Genomic DNA, 25,830 nt, shown 5'->3' with positions numbered 1-25,830 from the left:
ATGCCACTCTTGATCGCGATGCTTGCCACTCGCGGCAATTCGCAGAATGTGGAGCAACGCGATCCTGAGTCTGTCGAAACTCCGTTCCTGGTGCTTGAGACCGGCGGGCACACGGCAGTCTGCATGTGGCTGGACTTCACACCGGATGGCCGGTCTCTTGTCTCCGTCGGCAACGACAAAGTGATCCGGATCTGGGACGTTCAGGATCCTTGGCATCCGACGTTGCGTCAGTCCATTCGACTGCATGCCGGGAAAGGACAAGAAGGGCTGATGTACTGCGGCGCGATCTCACCGGATGGGCGATGGCTGGCCGTTGCCGGCCGTGGTTCTCCCTTGCTGGACGATCACATCGGTGACATTCAAATCGTCGACTTACGCAAAGGCAGCGTGACGTATTTGTTGCGTGGACACACACACGAAGTGAACAGTCTCGATTTTTCACGTGATGGCAGACTGCTGGCCTCCGCCAGCCATGATAAAACGGTTCGCGTTTGGAACTTGGCAGGCGTCGCTCCCGGTGGCGAGGTCCAGTCGCTTGTGTTGAAAGCGCACAGCGACATCGTTTATCGCTTGGCTTGGTTGCCCACCGCCGGCGGAGCCGACCGACTCGTATCGGTCTCCAACGATCGCACGGGGCGCATTTGGCAACGCGGCAACGACGGTCGATGGTTTTCTTCCGCCGTGTTGTCGGGCCACAGCGACACGGTCGGCGAAGTCGCTTGTTCGCCGGACGGACGCTGGATCGTGACCTCCTCGCTCGACCGAACCGTGCGACTGTGGGATTCGTCAGGCCGGTTTCAACGCATCGTTTCATCGGGTCCCCATGGACGACGGTTGCCATCCAAGATTGATTTTTCAGCCGACGGCAGATGGCTGGTGGCCGCTGATGCAGCAGACAATGGCGGCGCAAACGTCTGGACGATACCTGGATGCGCCAAGGTGTCACAATTCAGAGGACACGACGACACGGTGCGAGAAGCCCGATTTGCGCCGCGTGCCGCCGCCGGTTCGTCTCCGCCAACTCTGGTCGTCGCGTCCACCGGTGGATTGGCCAACGACATTCATTTGTGGAATCCCGCCAGCGGTCAAGCATACAGTCGCGTCATGGGACGAGGTCGAGCGATCCACTCGGTTGCGTTCTCCAAAGACGGTTCTAAAATCGCGTGGGGGCAATCCCAAGCAGCTCTCGCCAGCTCGACTCCGCTGGAGCAAGCCTTCGATCTCGGAGGGTTTGTCCCGGTGCCTCAAGATCTATTTCGAGCCGAGCAGTACCAAACCCACCATCTTGTTCGCAACGCACATGCTCCCAGCCACGACGGCTATACCGCGGGTCCAGATCCGCGATCACCAAGCACTCTGATCGTTCGTCGCCATGGTCGAGAAGTCACCAGGATCAAGCGAGACACGGAGTTCGACTTGCTGCGTTGTCACGCTTTCCTGCCAGGTCGCGACATGATCGTTGTCGGCTCCATCTACGCGTTGACGTTGCACGATGCGAACACCGGTGAATTGCTACGTCTTTTCGACGGTCATACCGGCGAGGTCTTGGGGCTCGATGTCAGCCCAGACGGCCTGACTTTGGTTTCCAGCAGCAGTGACCAAACGATCCGAATGTGGGACCTGGATCCGAAAAAACTTCCCACGCCCAAGCCGATGTTGGGTGTCGGCCTGCAGATCCGTGCCGACAAAATTGTGATCCAGTTGGTCAAGCCAGACGGTGCGGGTGCCGACGCGGGCTTGCGCGTTGGCGACGTCCTGGAATCCATCGGCAATCAAGTCGTCAACGACATCCCCACCGCCATTTCGATGATCCAGCAGACTCCGTTGGGTTCATCGGTTTCGATGGACGTGCAGCGAAACGGCAATCGCATTGAACTGTCGTTTCGTCCCAAGCTTGGCGTCGCGGCTGATTCACGACCACCCCTGCTGAGTTTCTTTTTTACAGCGGACCGGCGTGACTTCGTCGCATGGACCCCCGAAGGTTACTTTGACTGTTCACCTGGTGGCGAAACTCTGATCGGTTGGCAAACCAATCAAGGAATCGGCCTGACCGCAGGCTACACGTCGGCTTGGCAATACGCACGAAGTTTGAAGCGACCGGACATTTTGGAACGGATGCTAACCGTACGCGATGCGGACCAAGCCAACCGGTTATCAGCCGACCTATCCAACCGCCGGCCGCAAGACATGTTCGATGTTCGTTCTGACGCTGATCGACTGGCCATACCATCGATTGCGATCGAAACGCCGAAGTCCGGTGATGCGATCCTTTCGTCCTCCGTCCGTCTCATCGGACAGGCAGTTCCGACCGGTTCGCTGCCGATCGACAGCGTTCGCGTTCTGGTCAACGGACGTCCCGTTGCTGGCACCAAAACGATCGGCTCAAAATCGATCGCAATCGCGTCCTCCGGCGGTACAGATCCAGAAACCAGCACAAGCGAGTCGAAACCGAAAGACGCTCGCGCGGTCTCCATCGACATGGAGATCCCCTTAGTGGAAGGCCCCAATACAATCGAAGTGGTCGCCAGCACGACTGCGGCATCCAGCCAGCCCTTCACCCTTGATTTGAATTGCACCACCGGTTCGGCACGCAAACCCAGCTTGTACGTCATGGGCATCGGAGTCTCCAAGTACGCGCATGACGATCAACCTGGGTTACCTGAGGATGAAAAGATTTCGCTGACGTATCCGACCGCCGATGTCAACGGAATGATCGAAGCACTGCGACGCCAGGAAGGTCACTTTTATGATCGCGTCGTGGTGGGAAAACTGTTGGACGAACAAGTCACCGAGCGAAACATTCGCGCCGGATTTGCAAGTTTGCGAAAGAAGGTGACCCAGCATGACGTCGCGATCATTCTGGTTTCTGCACACGGCACAGCAGACGACGACGGCAGCTATTTCTTGTGTCCCCATGATTTCGATCCCGAGCAGGATGCTGTGATCACGGGGATCCGCTGGTCAGAACTAACCGAACCGCTATCCAGTCTGCCCTGCAAGGTCCTGTTGTGCATGGACACCTGCCACGCCGGCGCGGTGATGGGGCCGGTGAATAACGGTCGACGCAGCAAAGGGATTCAGAATGCGGTCAGGTCCGCCATCAGTGACTTGACGAACATCGAAGCCGGTGTCGTGGTGATGACCAGTTCGACCGGTCGCGAAGTCAGCTTTGAGGACGATCGCTGGGGACACGGAGCGTTTGCTTTGGCATTGATCGAAGCCTTGACCGGCGAGCGAAAGGGGCCGCCGGGACAAGTCACCTTGCCAGCCGATTTCAATTCCGACCAGATTTTGGATTTGGCTGAGATCGATACCTACGTCACCTCGCGGGTGAAAGAATTGACCGACGGAAAGCAGCATCCGGTCACCGACCGCGGGCGAATCCCAGCCTTTCCCATCGCAATCAGCCACTAGTTATCGCAGGCGGTCACTCGGTGAGCGTCATCGGCGTGTCGTCGCGCTGTTTCATCAGCTCATCGAGTTTTTCGTTGTTGACGACGTTTTCTGGCCCAACCAGCAAGGTAGGATTGGCCGCATGGGACTGCTGTTTCCATTGAGTGATGATCGATTCGATGACATCGCTCCGCTCAGAATCGGAACCCAATGGGTTCACCTGCAATTGACCCAACCCCGGCAGCGTTTTCAGCGAACGACGTGAGATCAACCGTATCGCCTGATAGGGGTCATTCAATGATTGAGCCAAATAGATCGACTGCCAGTCGTTACCGGAGGCAGCTTGAGCATCCGACCAGCCCATGGTCCACGCGGCCAAGGCGCGGTTGGCGGCGTCCCCTTTCATCAGCCATAGAATGGCCGCGGCGATCTCGGTTTGCTCAGCGTCCAGCTCCGGTTCTTCGATCGAATACCATTCTTTGAGATTCTCCGCCGTCCATTTCAGCGACTTGTCCAAATGGCATTGGTTGCATGCGTTGGGACGACCGGCAGCGATGTCCTGTTTCAGATCGGGGATGCTGATGGTGTGATTGCGAATCGCCTTCAGCAGACCATACGCCGTGTGTGGCATGTGGCAGTTGTAGCAATTGGAACCCGACGAATCCGCCAAGTGATGAGTGTGTGACGTCGAGTATTGCTGCTGATCGTGGCACCCGACACACGCATCATTGCCAAACGCACTGGGTTTTAGCTGATCGTTTGCCCAATCCTGATCGCTGCGTGTGTCTTCGGCTGCCTTGTGGAGTTGATGGCACGTCAGGCAACCCATCTCGCCGCGTTGGAAACAGGCGGACTGTTCCAAGGCGGTGTACTCTCGTCCCGACACACGGACGACGCCGTCCGGATAAAATGTTCCTCGATTGGTGTGCACCACGCGTTCGTGAAGCGATTCAATCTTCAGCAACTCTTTCATTTCCGGACTATGAAGTTGCCAGACATCGTACGTCTCGCGTAGATCGGAGCCCGGTTGGAATTCGATTCCCTCAACATTGATTTTGTCTTGGTCGCCTTTCAAGGTCAGCACGCCGTGGCATTGACCGCAAACTTGTGACGATCGTACGTGCGACAGATTCTCAGGATTGACGATAGGATCGATTGACGGTGAGGCGGCGGTGCCTTTCTTGCCGGCCAAGTCTCGATGATAAGCGATGTGTTGCTGACCGGCGCCGTGGCAGGCTTCGCAACTGATTCCAAATTCAGCCGCTCTCGTATCAAACTCGCCGCCCGTGACCTCACGTTCTTGAGGGTGTGTGGAATGACACTTACTGCAATCTGAATTCCAACGTCCGATTTCATGCGAAACCTTGTCCTCCGTCGGTTTTAAAAACGCGGCCGACCTCGGTATCCACTCCTGCGTTTCGTTCAGAAACACAAACGGCAAGATCGCCAACGTTCGTCGTAGGCCGATGGGAAACCAATAGGCCTGCATGTGATGCGAACCGGTCGACATGACAATCGGTCTTTGAACCCATTGGGACGCTTCGGCGGTTCCTGGGAGCGCCGCGGGATCGAGCAGTTCAACCCAGCACACATCGTCGACTTCTCTGAGGTGATAGTCTCGCCCATTTTGCGACAACTTCACATCATTGAAATCGCCTAAAACCGAGTCGGCCTGAGCGACTTGCGTCATCGTTCGGTGATACGATGCGAACCACGTCGCGTGATTCTGGGGATGGCATTCGCGGCAGGCATCCGAAGCGACGAATCCGTAATCAGAAGCCTCGATCGGACGAAAGGCCGCAAGCTTTTCTGACATCGGCACGTCGTCCTGGGATTCCGTGGGCGCTGACGGCGCCCGCCCAGCAATGGATGGGACCGCCGCCGGTGGTTGCGCCGGTGGTTGCGCCGGTGGCAGAGCAAGCACGACGAAAGTCACGACGGCAACAGGGACGATGACCGCAGCAACGATCGATCGCGAAATCCACCAGACACCCCCGCCTGCGGCTAGTCCGATGACGACGCTCAAAAAGATGACTGCTTCATTCATGCGTGCAAACTATCCAAAACGTTGCTCCGCTGCCGCGGGGAGACTCACGCGAGAAATGTGCGTTCGAAAGCACACGTCGTTCAAGACTCGATTCCTGGACGTTCGTCACTTGTTCCGGTCGAGATTGCGTTTCAGTATGTCGTCCCGATCCCCCTTTTTCAACTCGCTAAATGTCCAGGCCGTGCCGCATGCCGTGGCATTTTGTTGATTTGTGACAGAGCATCCGAGGGGATCTGCCATGTCTTGCCAGACGTCCTTTACGGTTTGGGCGTCACGCAACGCTCGGCTAAGGTAAACTGTTGGCAATCAATGCGGATCAAAAGCGTGTTGATTCATCAAGCATTGGGACGAATCGGATTTTGCTGACAGAACTTGGCCGCAGGAAATGAGAAACTTGAACTACAAACATTGGATAGCACTCGTTTCGATCGTCTTGGTCGTTGCTTGGTTCGGCTACGATGCGATGCAATCGAAACGCGACGATGCGTTGGTTCGCGATCTGATGAAGGCACAACAACAGCGAAGCGATAGCGAAACGGAATTGTCGCCAGTCTCTGAGCCGCCCGCTGACATGGTGGTGAATTGGATTTCAGACGAAAACATTTGGTTCGTCGGCAAGTACCAGGACGGCGGTGGGGTAGAGATCCCCTTTCGCCCCGGTGAATCTCGCCAGCAAAGCGAGGATGTCGCTCCCCGTCATGAAAACCCCGGGTTTGTCGGTCCGGCAGAGTGCCAGGAATGCCATCAAGAGAAGTATCAGTCATTTCTCGCGACCGGGCACTACAAGACAAGCCGACCGGTCAACGAATCGACGATCGATGGAAGTTTTCAGCCCGGCACCAACACGTTTCAGACCTCCGACCCCAACGTATCCTTTGAAATGATTCATCAAGGTGATGAGTTTCTGCAACGGACCCATTTCTTTGACTGGAGCTTTGACGTCCCAATGGACATCATCATGGGATCGTCCAAAATGGCTCAAACGTATTTGTACTGGCACAAAGACGGTCTTTATCAACTCAATGTGACGCACATTACCGACGGCAACCAATGGATCAATAGCCCCGGTTACATCGACGGAGACGCTGCTTACGCTCGACCGATTCCACAACGTTGCCTGGAGTGCCACATGACGTATTTTGATTTTCGCGGGAAAATCAATCACTACACACCCGGCTCAATGATCCTCGGCGTCACCTGCGAGCGGTGCCATGGACCAGCAAAGGAGCACGTGGAATTTCATCGTGAAAATCGAGACGCTCGTGAAGCGGTCGGCATTACCAATCCAGCCGACTTGGAACGTCTGACCCAGATGGAGGTTTGCGGGCAATGCCATGGAGGATCAAGGCACCTGAAAGGCGATGCATTGAGCTTTCGCCCTGGCGATCATCTGGATGACCACTACCAACCTCCGGACGACGAGCTTGACGTCAAGAACAGCGTTCACACCAGCAATCAGTTGACTCGATTGTCACAGAGCGAATGTTTTCTGCAGTCGCAGATGACTTGCATCGATTGCCATGATCCCCATCACAACGAGCGTGGAAACCAGAAGCTGTTTTCCAGCCGCTGCATGGCCTGCCACAAGAGTGAAAGTGATTGCGGATTCTTTCCTCACGAAGGCGTCGAGTTTGCCGAAAACTGTGTCGACTGTCACATGCCACGACGCTCGACTGAAAAGCTTCGGTTAAAGAGTGTCGAGGGCGATGTCTTCCCGCCTCTTCGCGATCACCTCATTCGTATCGACCATGAAGCCACCAAGGTTCACCTCGCTAAGTAGTCACAAAAAAAACCTCGCCCGCTGGGAGCGGGCGAGGCTGTGTGGATCGGTAGACTGTCGACAGCCTATTGATTCAACTGTTCTTGGATGACTTCTTTCATGTCACGTGTGCCCAGTGAACCCCAAAGTCCGTAAGGGCTTGCGGTGCCAGCTGGCAAAGCGGGAGCGTCACGACCGACGGTCACACTCTCGAGATTACCCGTGTCGACGCTGTCCGTGATGAAGACCACAGCACCATCGCCCATCAGGATGTGAGCACCACCGGAGTGACGGCTTCCCGCCGTTGAGATCACGCCGGAGTGATTTCCATCATTCGCAGCAGCCACGCAACTGGGAGAGTTTGGCGGCAGGATGGTGTGGAAGGCGGAGTAATAGGGACGCGAATCAGCCCAACGACAGTGCTTGCCCTCTGACAAGGTAGCGCTAACCGATGCGGTTGGATCGTAGAACTGAGGTCGTAGAGGATCAATGTGAGCACCTTCCTTGCACCGAGCTGGAGTCAAGACGGTATCGTTGACATTGATCATGGTCGTGATGTTGCGAACAAAATCCGCGCTGATTTCACGCTTACCGCCCGACGTGTTGACTTCGCCAGCCGCAATGGTGTTGGAAAGCCCGTCCAGAACATCTCGGAACTTGGACTCATTACGATTCCAAAAGAATCCGCGTTGTGCGGAGCGTGCTCGTGTCACCGCCCAGTCTTCGTCACGATTGTTGAAATTGCCCCAGAAACCGAAGTCGTTGATGCCGCCATTGTGACCACGGTCGTTCGCATCACCGACTGAACATGCATAGTTCGTCCGTGCGAATTGTCCAGGACCAAGAGCTTGACCCGAGTCACTGGGACAACGGTACGTCGGGACTTGGGTGACCCATGGCACGTAGGTGGTGATCCAAGGCACAGGACCCATGGCATTCCATGCGCCGTTCACGCTAGCAGGCAACGTCTGGCCAGCGGTGACTTGTGTACTGGGATTCGCGATCTGCTCCCACAAAGCTTGTTGCTCGATGTACGGCAGAATAGGAACCAACCAACTGACAAACAGACGATTACTCTGGTTGCTTGCATCGGTCATGGAGGGAACCTGTTTGGTACCCGTTCCGTTCGTAGGCAACTGCTTGAATGAACCGTGATAGTTCTGGATTCCAAGTCCGATCTGCTTGAAATTGTTACTGCACGACATGCGTCGCGCAGCCTCGCGGGCAGCCTGAACGGCAGGCAACAACAAACCCACGAGGATGCCAATGATGGCGATGACGACCAACAGTTCCACCAAGGTGAAACCCGGTCGGGAAGAAAACGAACGAACTCTTTGCATGAAAGATTTTCCTAGAACAGAAAAACATCGAAGTGAGGGCAGAAACCCAGACGGGTACTGCTTTAAGAAACCCGGTCAATAAGAAAAAGACCGGCAGTCTCGCATCAAAATCTTCCGAAGACAGAAAACATCGAAGTGAGGGCAGAAAACCCAGGCGGGTAAAGCATATTACGTAGGGCCCGATTTTTGGCGAGAGTGAATCCGACAAGATTTGCCAACTTTGCACCCGACCTATTGGCCATGCTTGGCGCGAACGAATCCACCCCATCTCGGTTGGGGGGCAGGGTGTTGCGTTAATTGCTGCCAGCCTTCATAGCCATCGGCACTACCCATGCGGTTGAGTGAAACGCCCCGCACGTTCTTGACAACCTACCTTGGCGAAGCCAGATCCAGGATCCGCCGGCGCCGGGAAAACAAGATCACGCTTGCGCCCCGCCGACGGCTATCTCTTTTTGCCGCAACGCTTCCACCAGCTCCTGGATCTGTTGGACGGTCAACTCCTCCGTCCGAGCGTTTTCCCCATGGCCGAGTTGCGACAAGACCTCGTCGATTTGCGTCTTGTCCAACCGCCCCTTCATCGCGCTGATCACCACACTGCGCAAGAACTTGCGTCGATGAAAGAACAACGCGCGAACCATTTGGTGAAAGTATTCCAAGTCCGCGAAGGACGCACGTCGCTCGGGAATCAAGTCCAGCCGAATGATCGCCGAGTGCACTTTGGGTCGCGGCCAAAACACCGTCGGAGGCAGGATGCGAACCAAACTGACATCGCACAGCGATTGGACCCAAACACTCAGTGCCCCGTAGTCCTTTGTCGACGGCTGAGCCAACATCCGATCCCCGAGTTCCTTTTGAATCGTGACCACCATCACGTCCGGGGTCGGTGTCTCGTGCAATAGATTGCTGATCAAGGGAGTGGCAATGTTGTAGGGCAGGTTTGCGACCAGCAAGAACCTCGCCTCCTCGCCCAAACGCTCATACGCGTCGCGAACGTTTTCCATGATCTCTGGACGCAGCGAATTCTTGTTTTTCAACGCGTCTCCGAGCAACAGGCGAACGTTCTCGCGACCCCGCAGCTCGTCTTGCGCTAATCCGTGCAAGTTCGTGTCGATCTCGATCGACAGCACCGCGCCGGCAGCGTCAGCCAATCTCGTGGTCAGCGATCCCACTCCGGTGCCCACTTCCAGCACAACATCGGTGCGACGAATCTCGGCCGAGCGGGCGATCAAATCGACGAGGTTCAGGTCGATGAGAAAGTTTTGGCCAAAGTGCGAGACCGGTCTCAGCCCTGCCTGGGTCAACCGCTTGGAAAGATAGGATGCGGTTTGTCTTGGTTGATTCATGATAGGTTCCGTGTCGCGTTCATTCTCGGCGGGTTTATTCTCGGCCCAGCGATCGTTGGACGTACTTTGCCAGCACGTCGGTTTCTAAATTGACATCGTCGCCGACGGCGCGCTGACCAAGTGTCGTGACGGACAAGGTGTGCGGGATCAGTGCGACGCTGAACGAATCGTCGTCCACATCGACCACCGTCAGACTGATGCCGTCGATCGCGATGCTGCCCTTGGAAGCGACTTGGCTGGCAAGCTCTCCGGGCATGCGGAATCGCAAGTTCGCCCACGGCGGATCGTTCACTCGCTCGATCAACTGCCCCAGAGCATCAACATGGCCTGTCACATAGTGGCCGCCCAAGCGATCGCCTACTGCCAAGGATCTCTCCAAATTCACGTTGCAGCCAGCAGTCAGTTGGCCCAGGTTGGTCCGCTTGAGCGTTTCCTCGCCGGCCTCGAATTCCAAGCGGTCGCCGTCCATCGCGATGACCGTCAAACAACAGCCGTTGATGCAAATACTGTCGCCCAGTTTCGCATCAGTGGCAATCAAGGGGGATTGGACCGCCAAACGCTTTCCGGGACCGTCCTCCACGACTTCAATAATCGTTCCCATGGTTTCCACAAGACCGGTAAACATTCAGCGACTCTGCAGCTAGGAAATTCGAAAGGGAGCTGGGCTGTCAGTGCCCATCGAAGCGACGACCGTGACCACGCGAAGTGGCGGGATTTCGTTGCACGGCTAGTCATCTCTGCTGGCATTGGACAGAATGCGGCTCCAATCGGCAACCAAGCGGACCGCATCTCGTGGTTTCGCATCATATTTCACCCGAAACATCCCCCATCGAGGTCCCCAGATGACGTTGATCGAAGCCATTCATGCCCGGCAAATCCTGGACAGCCGTGGAAACCCCACCATCGAATGCGAAGTCCTGCTGAGCGACGGATCTCATGGCCGCGCCGCAGTCCCCAGCGGTGCCAGCACCGGTGCCCACGAAGCTTGGGAGCTGCGTGACGGTGATAAAGACTGTTTCATGGGCAAAGGTGTCACCAAGGCCGTCGCCAACGTCAATGAAAAGATCGCCGAAGCCCTGCAGGGAATGGACGCGACCGACCAAGCAGAAATCGACATGGCCATGATCGCCCTGGACGGTTCGGACAACAAAAGCAATCTCGGTGCCAACGCGATCCTCGGTGTCTCGCTGGCGATCGCACACGCCGCCGCTGCCGCAACCGGTCAACCCCTGTATCGCTACCTTGGCGGAGTCGGCGCTCGTCTGTTGCCCGCGCCCATGATGAACATCATCAACGGTGGCGAGCACGCGGACAACTCGGTCGACGTTCAAGAATTCATGGTGATGCCGCTCGGATTCGAACGTTTCAGCGATGCCCTGCGCTGCGGAACGGAAATCTTTCACAATCTCAAGAAAGTGCTTTCGGGCAAAGGCTACAACACCGCGGTGGGTGACGAAGGCGGTTTTGCACCCGACCTGAAGAGCAATCAGGAAGCCTTGGATGTGATCATGCAAGCGATCGACCAAGCCGGCTACAAAGCGGGTGAGCAAGTTTGGATCGCACTGGATGCCGCGTCGACCGAGTTCTACAGCAGCGAAACACAAAAGTACAAGATTGACGGCTCCGAGCTTTCCGGAGACGAAATGGTCGACTTCCTGGCCGACTGGTGCAGCAAGTATCCGATCTGCAGCATCGAAGACGGAGCCGCGGAAGACGACTGGGCGACTTGGAAGAAGATGACGGAGAAGCTCGGCGACAAAGTCCAGCTCGTCGGCGACGATTTGTTCGTCACCAACGTGCAACGTCTGCAAAAAGGCATCGACGAAGGAATCGCCAACAGCATCTTGATCAAGGTCAACCAGATCGGAACGCTGACTGAGACGATCGACTCAATCCAATTGGCCAACCGCAACAACTACACCGCCGTTACCAGTCACCGAAGCGGTGAAACGGAAGACTCCACGATCGCCGACTTGGCCGTCGCACTGTCCACCGGCCAGATCAAGACCGGTTCGGCAAGCCGCAGCGACCGGATGGCAAAGTACAACCAACTGCTGCGTATCGAAGAACTGCTCGGTGGCGCAGCCCTGTACGGTGGCCCCTTGTTCGCCGCCAAGCTGAAGGGCTGATCGATTTCGTGAGGCGTTTCTGTCCGACTGTCACCTCGGCGGCGTTTGACCCGCAGCCGAAGGCGTAGGTGGAAGCGGCGTCTGCCCCTGCGGTGCAATCCGTTTGGTGGCGGCGATTGCGCCTACGGCTAGTGCATCGTCCAGTCTTAGAACGTGGGTTCGGTAGATGAGCCGTTTTGGCGTTAGCCACGGTTTTCGTGACACAACCGTGGCTAACGCCAAAACGGCTAACCCCAGAATCAAAACCGGATGATGCACTAGTCGTTTAACGACTAGCCAACGGCGTAGGCGGAAGCGGCGTTTGACCCTGCGGTGCATTCCGTTTGGTGGCGGCGATTGCGCCTTCGGCTAGTCGTTAAACGACTAGCCGTAGGCGTAGGCGGAAGCGGCGTTTGACCCTGCGGTGCAATCCGGTTGGTGGCGGCGATTGCGCCTTCGGCTAGTCGTTAAACGACTAGCCAACGGCGTAGGCGGAAGCGGTATTTGAGTTTGCGTGGCTAGCGTCGATCCACAAAAAAACGGCCGCGTGACTTCTGTCACGCGGCCGTTTTTGTTTTTCGCGATCAATGTGGTTTCTACCACATGTACTCTGCACCGAACGAGAATCCTTGCAGCACCAGCGAGTCGTACTGGATGTCGTCCAGGGTCACGGGTGCGGCTCCGGTCAGGAAGTTCTGTGACGCCGCGACGTCGGCCGAGCCAAAGGCGACGCGGTCTGCTGCTGTCACGTAGTACGCTGAACGGAACGTGATGGAGTGCGTCAGACGATAAACCATCTTGAATTCCGCGTCTCCAATCAACGCGTCGTTGAAATCACCGTCGTCCACCGCGATGCTGCCGGTCGAGTTGGAGTTCAGCAGGACGCGTCGATCGACGTTGTTCTGCACCCAAGCCCCTTTACCACCGAGTCCCAGCGAGATGCCCGGACGAACGTTCCACCAGAAGTCAAAGCCCAGTTGAGCACCAAACATCTTGTTCTTGGTTTGACCGTCGGAGGAAAAGAATCGGGGACCGTTGTTGGCTGCCCCGTTGTTATTCAATCCAACGGTTTGATACAGCAAGCTGTCGTCGTATCGCATGTAACGAAGACCAGCCAGCCAGGAGCCTTGGAAGCGGCAGCAGGGCCACACGGTGCGACGACGATAGTTCAACTCACCCGAGTGAAAGACAGCTTGTGAGCGAATGCTCTGTGTCAGCGATCGGTCCGTGTCGTCAAAGCCTGCGGAGATCGCTGGGCCACCCGGGTTGGTACCGAAGTCCGAGATGAAGGAGAACAAGTCGGCTTGGCCGGGCGTTGCGAACGCGGTCGCAGTGTCATCCCACTCGTTGCCGCCCATGTAGGTTGCTTCCAAATTGCTGCCCGCTCCAAAAATCAGAGCAGCAGAGAGTCGCATACCGGCTTCCAACGAATCAGCATTGATGTCACCGACCGACAATGCAGCTGGCCCCGAGATGCCTCGACTGGTCAGCACACCCCCGTTGCCCGAACCGACATTGCGATCCAAGAAAAGCACTTCACCGGACAAGTCATACCAACGTTGATTGCACAAGCTGGCTTCGCTGTAAGGTCGCAACATCGCCAGCATACCGGCCATGCCGCGAATCAGTTGACCGTTTCCGATGTTGGCACAGGCACTGCACCCCTGACCTCCGCAAAAGAGGCACAGGCTGCAACCGCCACATCCACCATTACGAAGCTTGCCGAGCAATCCGCCGCCTCCGCCGCAGTCACAGCCACCGCCGTAACCAGCACCGCAACTGCCGTCGCCGCATCCACCGTCACAGCCGCCCATGCCATCGCATCCTGGCATGTTGTCGCAGGAGGATTGCATGAATCCGACCGGCATCACGCCGCCAGCGGGACCGCCAGGAACCATCCCTGGTGCGACCATTCCGGCCGGAGTGACGAATCCGCTCGCATCGTAATCGATGTCGGCTTGGGTCACCGGACCGTACATGTTGGGCATTCCCATCTGGGGCATTCCCATTCCGGGCATCGCCATTTGGGCGTGGCTGTGAACCGATGCGGCAACTGCCACAACAGTGATCAGCAATCCACGTAGCATGCCGGAGCGCGGCGGTGTACCGAAGCGTCGGCGTTCGGTTCGATTCTTTCGAATCAGGATAGTGTTGGCCATGGTTTGAATCATTCGTTGCATCACAAACGTCTCCGCGGCCGGTGCCGCCTGGCTGTCGTGGCTGAAACCCAGTGGCTTCAGGCCCAGTCGATGGATTTGGGTGGAGACGGCAACGTCGATTTCGTTGGTGCCGCCCCCCATGGATGGCTGATGGAGTCCGCCATTGCTCGACCCGGCCGCGTTTTTCGCACAACCGTTTCTCCGAGAACAACTGCTCCAGGCGGACTTATCGGCACAACCGGCCCCGATCGTTTGCATAATTCCGACAGAACCGGCTAGGAAAACCCTGACGGCCCGGTCTCGCCGTCCATCAAGTGGCGTCTGACCGCCGTTTTTAGGGCCCAAGCTCGCCTATTTTCCAGGGATGTTCATCTGTCTGCTTGATCGAACCGCTCCCTGACCGCCATCATGACGATTCGTGAAACTTCACATTGCTTGAAACGGCAGGATGAACGACGACGGACAACCCTCTGACGACAGCTCTGGCAACAGCACCAGCAAGAGCACTGCCCAACGGTCGCTAGAGATCCATCTCCAGGAAACATTGCAACAGATCCGTGACGGAGCCATCAGCCCCGAGCAGGCTGCAGACCGGCTGCTGCAAGACACTTCTTCAGAGCATCCGCCATCGCCTTCACAGCAATCACTTTCGCCGCCACCGTTTTCGCCACTTCAGCAAACACCGCAAGCGGAACCTGCCAGTGAAAGCCTGCTTGCGATCATCAACCGGCTTGGGACGCCTCCGCCGGATGTGCTGGACAACTGGCGTGATCAATTCACCGCGATCGCTCAATCGCACGAGCTCTATTTCTCAGAACCGATTCCTCCACCGGATGCCAGCCGATGGCACCTCGATTCATCAGGTCACATCGTCTGGCTCGATGCACCGGACTCCGCAAACCTTGCATCGCCAGAGAAAAGCGAATCATCGCGGCCATCGATGACGTCATTGGATCGTATCGAACGTTTCCTGGACTTCATCGCCGACCACGATGAACCCTATCGATCGCCAGTTTCAGACGGCACCCCTGACGATGAAACGCTCGCTTCGGGTCTCTCTCAATATGGCGAGAGCAGCCGAGTTGAAAAGAAACGCCAGACCGCAGCCATGTTCGCCGAGGCGATCGCCAAACGCCAAGGTCGTCCGCTTGCAGAAGCATCCGGCACCAGTCTCAGAGAACGAGGCAGCAACGCTAACAGCAGTAAAGTCAGCACCATCGCATATGCTGTTTTCGGATTGCTCGCCATCGGAGCTCTCGTCGGCATCATCATCAATAGCCAACAATCCAACGAATCGCGGAACGCTACCGTCCAATTGCCGGAACAAACCGTCTCTCCTCGGCAATCCATTGCCCGCAATGAATTGGACGCCGAAGCGAGCAGCGCGTCACCGCAGCCTAGCGAGCCAGCGGACCTGCAAATGTTGCAGCCGGAACTCGATGGTCCAGGTCAATCGCTCAAAGATGAATTGATCGAGACGCAGGACGACAGGATCTCGGTGAGCAATCCATTGGCAATGACCGTGCCCGCTCAGGATCACGCTCAGCCCGATGCGACGGCCAATGAAAAAAACGATACACCGTCCGAGCCCGAATCGATGGTCGACTCCCTCTTGGAGGATGTCGCCGAGCCGCCCAAGTTGGATGGCAAGCGATTGGACGCCGTGGACGACGTTCTGCCGCCAGAGCAGCCGCAAGTGACCACGGATTTGATCACACAGTCGGTTCTATTGCCGCCAAGAGATGATGTGCAGAACGTGATTCAACTGGGCAATGCCAATTCACTGCCCACGGGCCTCTCATTTCCGTTTGAGATACCGCTCGCTCTGGATCAAGTCGACGGAAAGATCAGGATCATGGATTCACGCCAAAACATTCCCGTGGGTGAGTTCACCAAGACTCCCGACGACGTGGTGGAGTTTCGCTGGGCCCCTGAGGCGATCACAACCTCCTCATCCGGTTATCTGCCTCACGGCCGAGTCGACTTTGGCGATGCCGGTTCAAGCTATCTACGCCCGACCGTTCAAGCAAAACCGTTGCAGATCCTTTTCGAAACCCCCAATACGCATCCGACTTGGGATCTGCACGCCTCCTTGCCACCCCGCGTTTCACGTTTAGCCATCGATGTCGACACACCTGAGGAAATTGAATACGCATGGATCAAGACGCATGAGCCTGACGCGCCGCAACGCACCTCAGGTTTCCTTGTTTTCACTCCAACGGATGGTGAAACGATCGCGTTGGCAGTCCAGATGGACTTGCGTTGCTCGCGGAAACTTTCGTGTCGGATTCGCTTGGGTTGCCGACTGGATTCGTCCATGCCTTGGCAGTTGCTCTCACGTCCCCTGCTGAATCAAATGGCGGACCAAGTCACGGTCGCGTTGCAATCCCTGACGAACCAGAGAACACAAATGGATGCTGCGTACGACAACGCCACCAACGCAGAACGCCGGGTGTTGCGGGTGCGTCGAGATCCGATCGATAGCGCGTATGAAAAAACGCAAATCTTCGCGCAACGACTGCAAGAATTACGCGCCCTGATGGAACGTGTCGAACGAGACGTCCGCTTGCGTCTGAACGTCACCGTGTTGTGGCCGGAGGACGCCGCAGGCAACGCCCCCATCGAGCAGACCCTATTCGAAATGGTCGCCCCGAGCGAATAGTGGGGCAACTAGGTGGGGCAGGTTTGCAACCTGCCATATTCGATGTGGCAGGTTACAAACCTGCCCCACAAAAAAAGCGGCCTCCCATGAGGCCGCTTTTCATACGTCTAACCGCGCGCCAAGACTACTTGGCCGCTGCGTAACGAGCCGCGACGGCGTCCCAATCGACGACGTTCCAGAACGCTTCGATGTACGACGGACGCAAGTTCTGATATTTCAGGTAATAAGCGTGCTCCCACACGTCCAAGCCCAGAATCGGAGTACCGCCGATCCCGGCGACTTCCGCGCCCATCAGGGGGCTGTCCTGATTGGCCGTGCTACCGATCTTCAGCCCGTCGTTGTCGAGGACCAGCCAAGCCCAACCGCTGCCGAAACGCGTCGCAGCGGCGTCGCCAAACTTTTCCTTCATCGCGTCAAAACTGCCAAACGCCGCATCAATCGCTGCGGCCAAATCGCCGCTGGGGCTGCCACCCTTGCCCGGTCCCATCACACTCCAGAACAAAGAGTGATTGGCGTGACCGCCGCCGTTGTTTCGTACCGCGCCGCGTTTGTCTGCGGGCACCGAAGCCAGATCGGCCACGAGGTCTTCGATCGATTTGCCATCCAGATCGGTGCCTTCGATCGCTGCATTGACCTTGGTGATGTAGGCATTATGGTGCTTGGTATGGTGGATTTCCATCGTCCGAGCATCGATATGTGGCTCCAACGCGTCGTAGGCGTAGGGGAGTTCGGGGAGTGAGTAAGGCATGAGACGTCAGGCTCCTAGTGAGAGTCAAAGTGCTGGTGTGCAGTATCTATTCTTTGGAACGATAGCGATCCTGACAACCACAGAGAAGTGGTCACGCAACCAGAAAGCCCCATTCATCGGCTCTGCAAGACTTCATAAACCACCACACCTCGCCGGGCGATTTCAATCCAACGGGGACGATTTCGATGCGTCTGGTTTTCGCAACACCCACCACGCGAGTCCCGCCAACAGGACTTCGACCACAATCGACATGATCCGCGCCGCGATCGCGGACAGTAAAGCCGATGCAGGACCGACCACTGGAGAGAGCAAGGTCGTCAAAACGAGCTCGCGAATCCCCGCCCCGCCGGGCAGCAGCGAGACGAATCCGATCACCATGGCCAACGCGATCGCTGCGGTCGACGCAGCAGCCAACAAGGGCCACGCCGGTTGTTCTGCGGTACTGGGAATCGCGGAAATGGTCAACATGAACGCGCCGCCGATCCCCGCCCACGAAACCAAGGTCCATAGCCAACCGATCACCAAGAATCGCGTTGCGTTGGTGGGAGCGATCCTCGACAACTCGTCAAAGGCAGATCCGTCTGAACCGTCCGAAACCTCGTCCGACTGCGAGTTCGGCATCACACGCATCGCCACGCGACGCAAAATGGGCGGCAAAGTAGGTATGCAGGCGGCGACCGCCAATCCGATCGCCGACCAGACCAACCAAGTGGGGACAGGCAGCCACAGAACCAAAACACCCGCCACCGTCGCTCCCACGCCCATCATCAGAAACGTCTCCATGAAGACGCTGATGGACGCTGGCACAACCGGCACCCCGACTTCACGCAACGCACCGGCTCGCATCACCACCACCATTGCTTTGCCAGGAACATATTTCCCAACCTGCCCCAGCGTCTGGGCGGCCACAGACGTCACCACGCCGACGCGATGCCCGAAGGTCATCAACGCTTCCCGCAACACCAAACCGTTGGCCATGATCCCCAGTCCGTAGAGCAACGAGGCGATCGCCAGACGCGACCAATTCACGTTTGCCAACGTCGGTATCCCGGCTAACACCGCATCTCGCTGTGCCAAGATCGCTTCGGCCGCCTCCATCCCATCCGCCGACTCCGCCGCCCGAGTCAACTCAGCGACCTGCGTGCGAAGTTGTGTGGTCTGCTCGTTCCACTGAATGACTGCCTTGTGGCCTGACCAAACAAGTCCGATCGTCACCATGATCGCGATGACGATCTTGGCAATCCGAATCAACTGTTTTCGTGGCGGCGGCATCGCAGCAGCGTAATCCAAACGGACCACCCTGAAAACGCGGCGTCACTAGACCACGAAAGTGGTCACAGATGGTAGCCGGCGGTAGAGCGCAGCGATCACCGCCGGTGGATGTTGGCAAGCGAGAACCGACCCCGAAGGTGGTCGCACCCTGGATGCCGCAGAGACTGCGACACCCTTCGGGGTCGAATCATCGTGGTCGCAATCAACCACGGGGGCGCCTTCGGCGACCCGTGGCTACCTTCTGCGATCCCTATCGGGATCTCTTCGCATCTCGGAGAGACGCGTCTACGTGAAAATCGCGGCTTCTCCCTTCGCCACAATCACAGGGGCGCCGGTAAATCGCGTCGATCAAACACACGCAACGCGATCACATAAAAAATGGTCCCCAGCGTCAACAAAATCAGCGGATACACCAATGGCGGAAACCAAGACTCGGGCATCGCCTTGGTCAAACTCCACGGACCGGCCAACCCTTCTTTGGCAACCAACGAGACCATTTTCTGCGGCCGATAGCAGTCAAAGAACGTCATCGATTTCAGCCAACTCAACGACTCGGTCGCTTTGCCCAACCCAAACATCACGATTTGCAACACGTAAATTCCGACCACCAGTCCGACCGTTCGCCATCGATATCGGTCCATGCTGCTGAAAAGAGTCGCCAAGCCGAGCACAAAGAAACCGAACGCAAACAAGCTGAAGGTTGACGCGGCGAAGGTCGACGCCTCCACTCGCTGAGCAAGTGGCACTTCCTCTCGAATCGGCTCCCCGAATTGCATCGGAACATCGATCTCCAAGAACGGGATATGAATGCTCGGCGGCGAAACGGTTTCTTTGACCGTCGTTACTGCGATCCCCACACCGATGCCCGCCCAAACCAACAGACACAGCAATGCCAACCCGCCAACGGTGACCACCGCGTGACTGAGCAATAACTGCTTTCGGCTGATCGGCTGCGACAACGTCATCTCCAACGTGCCGCGTCCCAACTCGCCACTGACCACGTCACTGCCCCGCGCGATGCACCAGATCACCACGCAAAAAATGACGATGGGCTCGTCAAAGGTCATGCCCACTCGCCCCGGATAGGTGAACAGCGAGTCAAAGTCGATCGGAGCGTACTTTTCGAAATCGCGAAACTGCTCCAGGATCGTTTGGAACTGGGACATGTCCAACAGACTGACCACCCAGACACGCACCCAAGCGAACGCGAACAAGGCGAACGCACATGACGCGAACAACAACAGCGATTGCTTGATGTAATTCCGGATCAAAACACGATTCATCGCGTTGGCATCTCCGACTGGGCGTCCGTCCCGCGATGAACATCGTTGTAAACCGCGCGTAACCCGAGCGGCTCGATGCGAATTTCTTTCAACCCCAACTCGCTGATCCAACGCAACATCGGCGACAGATCACCCGACGTGTCGATTCGTACCCGAGACTCGCTGCCCTCGGACTCGCTGCCCTTGGAATCGCTGTCCTTGGAATCGCTGTCCTTGGAATCTCGCAGCGACGTCACGGTGACGCAATCGGCAAACGCTTCGGGAATCTCAATACTTTGGACGGTTCGTCCGCTCGACAGGGCCGCGCTGATTCGATGACGTTGAAACAGGTCTCGCATTTGCAGCTCTCGCACCAGCAAACCACGACGCAAGAACACGACGCGATTGCAGGTGTCCTCGATCTCGCTCAACACATGAGACGAGAACATCACCGTTCGTCCCGCCGCGTGTGCTTCCATCACCAAATCCAGTACCGCCGCCCTCACCGTCGGGTCCAAGTTCGCGGTGGGTTCGTCCAAAATCAACAACGGCGTCATCGGACCCAGCACGACCGCCAACGCCAGCTTCTGTCGCATCCCGGTCGACATCATCGCCACGCGGACTCGCAAGTCCAACTCCAAACGCTCGGCCACCTCGCGACTTCGCCGCAGATCGCCTTCGGGGTGCAGTTCGGCAAAGAAACTCAACACGGCATCGCCCCGCAGGTGTCTCGGCAAACGAGCATCGCCTGGCAAGTAAGAAACTTTGCGCCGCAACGCCACCGCGTCGACTTGCGGGTCACAACCGTCGACCGTCGCGCTGCCCGACGTCGGCCGCAGGTGTCCCAACAGCGAACGGATCAAAGTCGTCTTGCCCGCACCGTTCGGTCCCAACAAACCGAACACATCACCCGGTTGGACCGCCAGCGTGCATTCTCGCAACGCATAGAATTCGCCGTACCGTTTGGACAAACGGTCGACCTGCACGACCGGCCTGGCAACAGGGATCGACGATTCGGACAGTTCTTCGGCTACGGCAGCGGGCATCGAGGAGGACAAATTTCCGGCCGAGGGCGTTAAATGAGGAACGTCGGATGAATGAGTAGTGAACTTGTTTGGCAAAGTTTGCTCTATTGTGCCGTAGCGTCAATCAGCGATGATGCCGCATCAGGCAACACCAGCGTCGATCACCCCCAGTGCGGGACCGCGACGCCCTGGGAACGCCCCCAGTAGACCGCAGTGATTTCACAGAGAAAACCCCGAAAAACGATGACAGACAAGCCTCTTTGCGTTCCCAATGGATTCCGATTCGGTGGCGTCATCGCCGGGATCAAGAAAAGTGGTAAACCCGACATTTCGCTCATCGTCGGAGACCAGCCACTGGTCGCCGCCGGAGTCTACACCACCAACCAGATCGTCGCCGCCCCGGTCGTCTGGTGCCGACGCAACACACCCTCCCAGTCCGTTCGCGCCGTGATCGCCAACAGCGGCAACGCCAACGCGTGCACCGGCGAACAAGGAGACGCGGACACGGCCGAAATGTGCCAACGTGTCGCCGACGCTTTGGGATGCGACGCGTCGGACGTGCTGGTGATGAGCACCGGCGTGATCGGAAACTTGCTGCCGATGGAGAAAGTCCGTTCCGGCATCGACGACGTGCTGCAAAAACTCGACACCGGCGTGGATGCGTTTGTCTCTGCCGCACAAGCGATCATGACCACCGACAAAAGCCGAAAGACGTGTTCGCGTCAGTTGCAGATTGCCGACCAAACGATCACGATCACGGCGATGGCCAAGGGCGCCGGAATGATCGCTCCCAATATGGCCACGATGCTGTCGGTGGTGACGACGGACGCCAAGCTGACGCCGGAGCAAGCAACGCGGTTGCTGAAACAAGCCGCCGACGGCAGCTACAACCGAGTCAGCGTCGACGGGCATGCCAGCACCAACGACACCCTGCTGCTGCTAGCCAGTGGACAAGTCGGTGAGTTGTTGTCCGGCAAAGATGAAACCACGTTCGCTAATTGCCTCAACGAACTGTGCGTCGAGATCGCTCGCGAACTGGTTGCCGATGGCGAAGGTGCCACGCACTGGATGAAGATCTGTGTCAGCGGCGCCCAATGCGACCGTGATGCCGAACTCATCGCACGCACCGTCGGCGCAAGCCCACTGGTCAAGACCGCGATCACGGGCGCGGACCCCAACTGGGGACGAATCGTTTCCGCGGTCGGCTACGCGGGACCACCGATCGAGCCGACGAAGACATGTTTGACACTTTGCGGCGTATTGATTTACGAAAACGGACGCCCGCTACCCTACGACGCGGCGTCTTTGAGCAAAACGATGTCTCAATCGCCGGAAGTATTGGTGGAGCTGATCGTCGGATCAGGCAGCGGCGCAGGAGTCCACTGGGCAAGCGACCTGACCACCACCTACGTCACCTTCAATTCAGAGTACACCACGTAGGTCATGCTCTGCATGACGTTCTTAACCGTAGGTCATGCTGTGCATGACAAAATACGGCTTGCCAACAAGGAAGGTCACATCGTCGCGTCACGCGGGCACCATTTGCTCTTGGCTGGCGCTATCGCTTGTGTGGAGCGGATTGCGTCATGCAGAGCATGACCTACGGGAGCTGAACGTCGCCTCGCGTGACACTCAGAGTGTATTGATCGGTTTCGTCGCGGATTTCCGATTCGTCGTCTGAGAGGTGCAGCAGGAGCTGCGTATCGGCCGCCACCGCCAATCGTGGCAGCGGCGTGAATGTTCCTTCATAGAAGACCGAGCGTGAGAGGCGAACGTCGGCGATTCGACCGTGGAAGGGAAACTGCCCAGGGTTGTTCGCACCCAAGGCCACCTTAGCGCCCGGCCATACGTCGATCAGATGGAAGGGACGAGGCAAGCGAAGCGCCGTCTCCGTGTAGTCTTCGTCTGTGGTCTCATCGTACCAATAAGTCGAAACGTCGTAGCCCGATTCCCTGCCATTGATGAACAGTCGGACATTCTGAGTGTCGTACGTCACGGCCACGTGAACCCACTGGTTGATCGGAACCACGGTGCGACTATCCAACATGTACGTGCCGTCGTTGCCCAATGGGATGTCGATCTGGATACGGAGGCCGTCCATCGCCGCCGTTGTTCCGATCGACAGCGGTTGGTACGAGACCGCAATCGATTTGCGAGTATCCATCGGTAGCAACCAGGCTTCGATCGTGACCGGTCTGCCGGGTCGAAATCCGACGTCGAGAATTTCTGCGTAGTCGTCCTCGCCGTCAAACAGCATGGACTGAGTGGGAACATCGTGGGAGGTACGTGTTAACCGAAAGGAATCCTGGTCGATGAAGAATCCAAGCACAATCAAAACGATAGCGACGGCCAGCAAAGAATTTCGAACGACCGAGCGAGACTTCGCTAGTGAATTGGACGCCACCTGTCCGGATTGCGTGACCAGCCAGCAGAGCGCCTGGCAGGCAAAGGACAGGCTGACGAATGAATAGGCGACTGTCCGAGCTCCGGGATGACGCTCGTACCACTGGACCGATGGCAGCAGACCGATCGCCGAGTACATTGTGAAAACACACATGGCCAGCGATGCTGAAAACGCGATCCAGGAGAATACCGACGGCAAGCGGTTCGCCCGCTGACGGACGGCGGCCCAAATGAAACAGCATTCCATAGGGAACGTAAAGAAAGCGTGAGCCAAGGTGGCTTCGGTGACTTCCTCGCTCGTGGGTGGAGCCTCGTTCAACGAGTTGAGTAACACGAGTCCCAGCACTGCGGTCACGCCACGCATCACCGAAAACAAAATGGTCGCCAGCATGGCTTCTGCTACCCGTGCCGGATGACCCGCCCATCGGCAAACGCGTTGCCAGAGGCCGGCCCGCTTCGCTCGAATCGGGTGGCTTTGCTGAAAACGACTCAAGTCATCCGCCAAATCCTTGGCCGAGGCATAACGATCCCCGGATCGTTTCTCCAAACATTTCAAACAAATCGTTTCCAAATCACGATCGATTTCTGGGCGAATCTCTCTCGGTGGACGCGGAGCAACGCTTTGCAAGCGGTCCAGGACGGCTGCGTAACTGTCAGCGACGTGCGGCGGCTGGCCCGTCAGCAGTTCGTACAGAATGCAACCCAGCGCGTAGATATCGGTCGCAGGGCCGATCGCATCGTCGTCACTGTTGACTTGTTCTGGCGCCATGTACAGCGGAGTTCCCATGATGACGCTGGCGGCGGTGTCATGCAGCGTTCCAGAAGCCAACCTTGCCAGCCCAAAATCCGTGAGATGGGGATCGTAAGACGCCAACTGGTACGCGTCGCAGTCGTCAGTGCGATTCAACGTCATCAGGACGTTGCTGGGTTTGACGTCTCGGTGCGTGACGCCATGGCTGTGGGCGTGCTGAACGCCGTCGGCCAGTACCGCCATCCACGCTGCGATGTCCTTGTCATCGAGCGGCTGATCGGGCTTTTCGTCGTTACGCTCGATCAACCATTGGGCGAGGTTGGGGCCTTCCATGTACCGCGTCGCGATAAATGGGATCGTATTGGTGAAACTTGCTTCCAACACCGGGACGATCGCGGGGTGATCTAGCATCGCAGCGGCGCGCGCTTCCATTTCGAATCGACGTAGCTTGTCGTCGTCGACGAGAAACTCCAATCGAGGCGTCTTGATTGCGACCGCGCGATCAAGCACCAGATCGATTGCTTGATAGACGACGCCAAAGGTACCGCGGCCAACCACACGTTGAATTTGATACTGTCCGAGTGTCTTGCCCGTCAGGTCGCCGATCCACAAATCGTTGCGTCCTCCCGCGGACCCGATGACGGAATTGTCGTCGATGGGCAGATCCGAGTGCGTCTCACGTAGTCGATCCAAACGGGCGATCAGGTCATCGGCGTCGATTTGGGACGTCTGTTGCTCTGCAGCAGACGAATCACTCTGGGGGTCTTTGCTGATCACTTGATTGATTCAGGAGGGAACGCAACTGCTCCAGGGAACGCGACCACAGTTTCCTTGCTGCGACCTCCGTCATTCCCATCCGCGTAGCGATCTCAGCATAACTCAATTGATGCCGATGTCGAAGCTCAACCACGGTTCGTCGCCGATCCGGCAGTCGCGCGATCGCATTCTCCAGCTCACGATCGACTTCCCGACGTCGCAAGACTCGGCTGGCCGTCAACGAATGGCAGATCCCAGGGGACGCTTCATTGACTGATCCCAGGGGCACTTCGCGTGTCAGTGTTCGCTTGCCCGCATCCGCGAAGCATCGCTTGGCATCGATCAGGTTTCTCTTGACCAATCGCTCCAACCAGGCGTGAAGCTCGGCATTGGAACGACCGTCGAAATCTTTCAGCCCGAGATCCGCTTCCACCATCGATTGTTGAATGATGTCGGACGCATCGAGTTTCGCAGACAAACGACGTGGGAAATCCCGTTTCGCGAGGCTCCCGATGTACATCCGCATCCGCAATAAAAGTTCGTGACGCGCATCTGCATCACCTGATCGCGCCTCATACAGCAGGGTGATCAATTGGGCCTTCTCGCTGGATTGGATCATCGAAAAAAGCGTTCGCTCTGACGTGATTTTTTTGGGGGGAATGCCTTGCGATTCAGCGAACGAGTAACGGAAACCTATTTCGCCGACCGCCTCCGTCTAAATCAAGACCGGAAAACACTGATCAGGTCGCACCTACTCGCGACGACCGCCCCAGAAGAGCGTGCCGATGGCATTTGGAACAAT

At 57.2% G+C, this 25,830-nt stretch carries 17 protein-coding genes; 6 read left to right on the top strand and 11 right to left on the bottom strand.

The features are described 5' to 3' along the window. Positions 1–3,414 carry a caspase family protein gene (locus Pla52nx_RS09975; RefSeq protein WP_146519715.1) on the top strand — a complete coding sequence of 1,138 codons (3,414 nt, stop codon included), beginning with the start codon at positions 1–3 and terminating at the stop codon, positions 3,412–3,414. Positions 3,415–3,427: 13 nt separating this feature from the next. Here Pla52nx_RS09975 and Pla52nx_RS09970 read toward each other — a convergent pair whose 3' ends face one another. Next, positions 3,428–5,440, bottom strand: a complete 2,013-nt coding sequence (locus tag Pla52nx_RS09970; RefSeq protein WP_146519716.1) for a multiheme c-type cytochrome — start codon at positions 5,438–5,440, stop codon at positions 3,428–3,430. Between the two features lie 394 nt (positions 5,441–5,834). On the opposite strand from Pla52nx_RS09970, the gene Pla52nx_RS09965 reads away from it, so the two are divergent. Beyond that, positions 5,835–7,220: a multiheme c-type cytochrome gene (locus tag Pla52nx_RS09965; RefSeq protein WP_146519717.1), complete on the top strand. Its 1,386-nt coding sequence runs from the start codon at positions 5,835–5,837 to the stop codon at positions 7,218–7,220. A gap of 65 nt (positions 7,221–7,285) precedes the next feature. On the opposite strand, the gene Pla52nx_RS09960 is transcribed toward Pla52nx_RS09965, so the two are convergent. From Pla52nx_RS09960 to Pla52nx_RS09950, 3 genes are all read right to left on the bottom strand, one after another. Beyond that, complete coding sequence (locus tag Pla52nx_RS09960; protein WP_146519718.1) at positions 7,286–8,539, bottom strand: DUF1559 domain-containing protein; 1,254 nt, start codon at positions 8,537–8,539, stop codon at positions 7,286–7,288. 419 nt (positions 8,540–8,958) lie between these two features. Further along, a complete protein-coding gene (gene rsmA, locus Pla52nx_RS09955; RefSeq protein ID WP_146519719.1) occupies positions 8,959–9,882 on the bottom strand; it encodes a 16S rRNA (adenine(1518)-N(6)/adenine(1519)-N(6))-dimethyltransferase RsmA in 924 nt (307 codons plus the stop codon). Between the two features lie 34 nt (positions 9,883–9,916). Further along, positions 9,917–10,507 carry a riboflavin synthase gene (locus Pla52nx_RS09950; protein WP_146519720.1) on the bottom strand — a complete coding sequence of 197 codons (591 nt, stop codon included), beginning with the start codon at positions 10,505–10,507 and terminating at the stop codon, positions 9,917–9,919. Between the two features lie 217 nt (positions 10,508–10,724). On the opposite strand from Pla52nx_RS09950, the gene eno reads away from it, so the two are divergent. Next, positions 10,725–12,011 (top strand): phosphopyruvate hydratase, encoded by a 1,287-nt coding sequence (eno, locus tag Pla52nx_RS09945; protein ID WP_146519721.1) that lies wholly within the window; start codon positions 10,725–10,727, stop codon positions 12,009–12,011. Between the two features lie 575 nt (positions 12,012–12,586). On the opposite strand, the gene Pla52nx_RS09940 is transcribed toward eno, so the two are convergent. Next, complete coding sequence (locus Pla52nx_RS09940) at positions 12,587–14,290, bottom strand: hypothetical protein (RefSeq protein WP_146519722.1); 1,704 nt, start codon at positions 14,288–14,290, stop codon at positions 12,587–12,589. A 307-nt stretch (positions 14,291–14,597) separates the two neighbouring features. On the opposite strand from Pla52nx_RS09940, the gene Pla52nx_RS09935 reads away from it, so the two are divergent. After that, entirely contained in the window at positions 14,598–16,811 is a 2,214-nt protein-coding gene (locus tag Pla52nx_RS09935) for a hypothetical protein (protein WP_146519723.1), read from the top strand. 124 nt (positions 16,812–16,935) lie between these two features. Here Pla52nx_RS09935 and Pla52nx_RS09930 read toward each other — a convergent pair whose 3' ends face one another. The 4 genes from Pla52nx_RS09930 to Pla52nx_RS09915 all read right to left on the bottom strand — a co-directional run bounded on the left by Pla52nx_RS09930 (position 16,936) and on the right by Pla52nx_RS09915 (position 21,139). Continuing rightward, positions 16,936–17,559: a superoxide dismutase gene (locus Pla52nx_RS09930; protein ID WP_146519724.1), complete on the bottom strand. Its 624-nt coding sequence runs from the start codon at positions 17,557–17,559 to the stop codon at positions 16,936–16,938. Between the two features lie 162 nt (positions 17,560–17,721). Then, positions 17,722–18,831: a lysylphosphatidylglycerol synthase transmembrane domain-containing protein gene (locus Pla52nx_RS09925; protein WP_146519725.1), complete on the bottom strand. Its 1,110-nt coding sequence runs from the start codon at positions 18,829–18,831 to the stop codon at positions 17,722–17,724. A gap of 320 nt (positions 18,832–19,151) precedes the next feature. Continuing rightward, entirely contained in the window at positions 19,152–20,114 is a 963-nt protein-coding gene (locus tag Pla52nx_RS09920; protein WP_146519726.1) for an ABC transporter permease subunit, read from the bottom strand. Continuing rightward, positions 20,111–21,139, bottom strand: coding sequence for an ABC transporter ATP-binding protein (locus Pla52nx_RS09915; protein WP_146519727.1), 1,029 nt, complete (start codon positions 21,137–21,139; stop codon positions 20,111–20,113). Before Pla52nx_RS09915 ends, Pla52nx_RS09920 begins: the two co-directional genes overlap by 4 nt. 51 nt (positions 21,140–21,190) lie before the next feature. Here Pla52nx_RS09915 and Pla52nx_RS09910 point away from each other — a divergent pair, with 51 nt between their 5' ends. After that, the gene (locus Pla52nx_RS09910) at positions 21,191–21,325 is read left to right on the top strand and encodes a hypothetical protein (protein WP_261344244.1); all 135 of its coding nucleotides are present in this window, start codon (positions 21,191–21,193) and stop codon (positions 21,323–21,325) included. Between the two features lie 36 nt (positions 21,326–21,361). Further along, positions 21,362–22,558 carry a bifunctional glutamate N-acetyltransferase/amino-acid acetyltransferase ArgJ gene (gene argJ, locus Pla52nx_RS09905; RefSeq protein ID WP_146519728.1) on the top strand — a complete coding sequence of 399 codons (1,197 nt, stop codon included), beginning with the start codon at positions 21,362–21,364 and terminating at the stop codon, positions 22,556–22,558. A 160-nt stretch (positions 22,559–22,718) separates the two neighbouring features. On the opposite strand, the gene Pla52nx_RS09900 is transcribed toward argJ, so the two are convergent. After that, on the bottom strand, positions 22,719–25,049 hold the full coding sequence (locus tag Pla52nx_RS09900; protein WP_146519729.1) for a protein kinase domain-containing protein: 2,331 nt from the start codon (positions 25,047–25,049) through the stop codon (positions 22,719–22,721). Next, positions 25,024–25,647, bottom strand: coding sequence for an RNA polymerase sigma factor (locus Pla52nx_RS09895; protein WP_146519730.1), 624 nt, complete (start codon positions 25,645–25,647; stop codon positions 25,024–25,026). The genes Pla52nx_RS09900 and Pla52nx_RS09895 overlap by 26 nt, the downstream gene beginning before the upstream one ends. Between the last annotated feature and the right edge of the window lie 183 nt (positions 25,648–25,830).

The organism is Stieleria varia, from assembly GCF_038443385.1.
GTDB classification, from domain to species: Bacteria; Planctomycetota; Planctomycetia; order Pirellulales; family Pirellulaceae; genus Stieleria; species Stieleria varia.
This window is presented reverse-complemented; position numbering and strand designations above follow the sequence as displayed.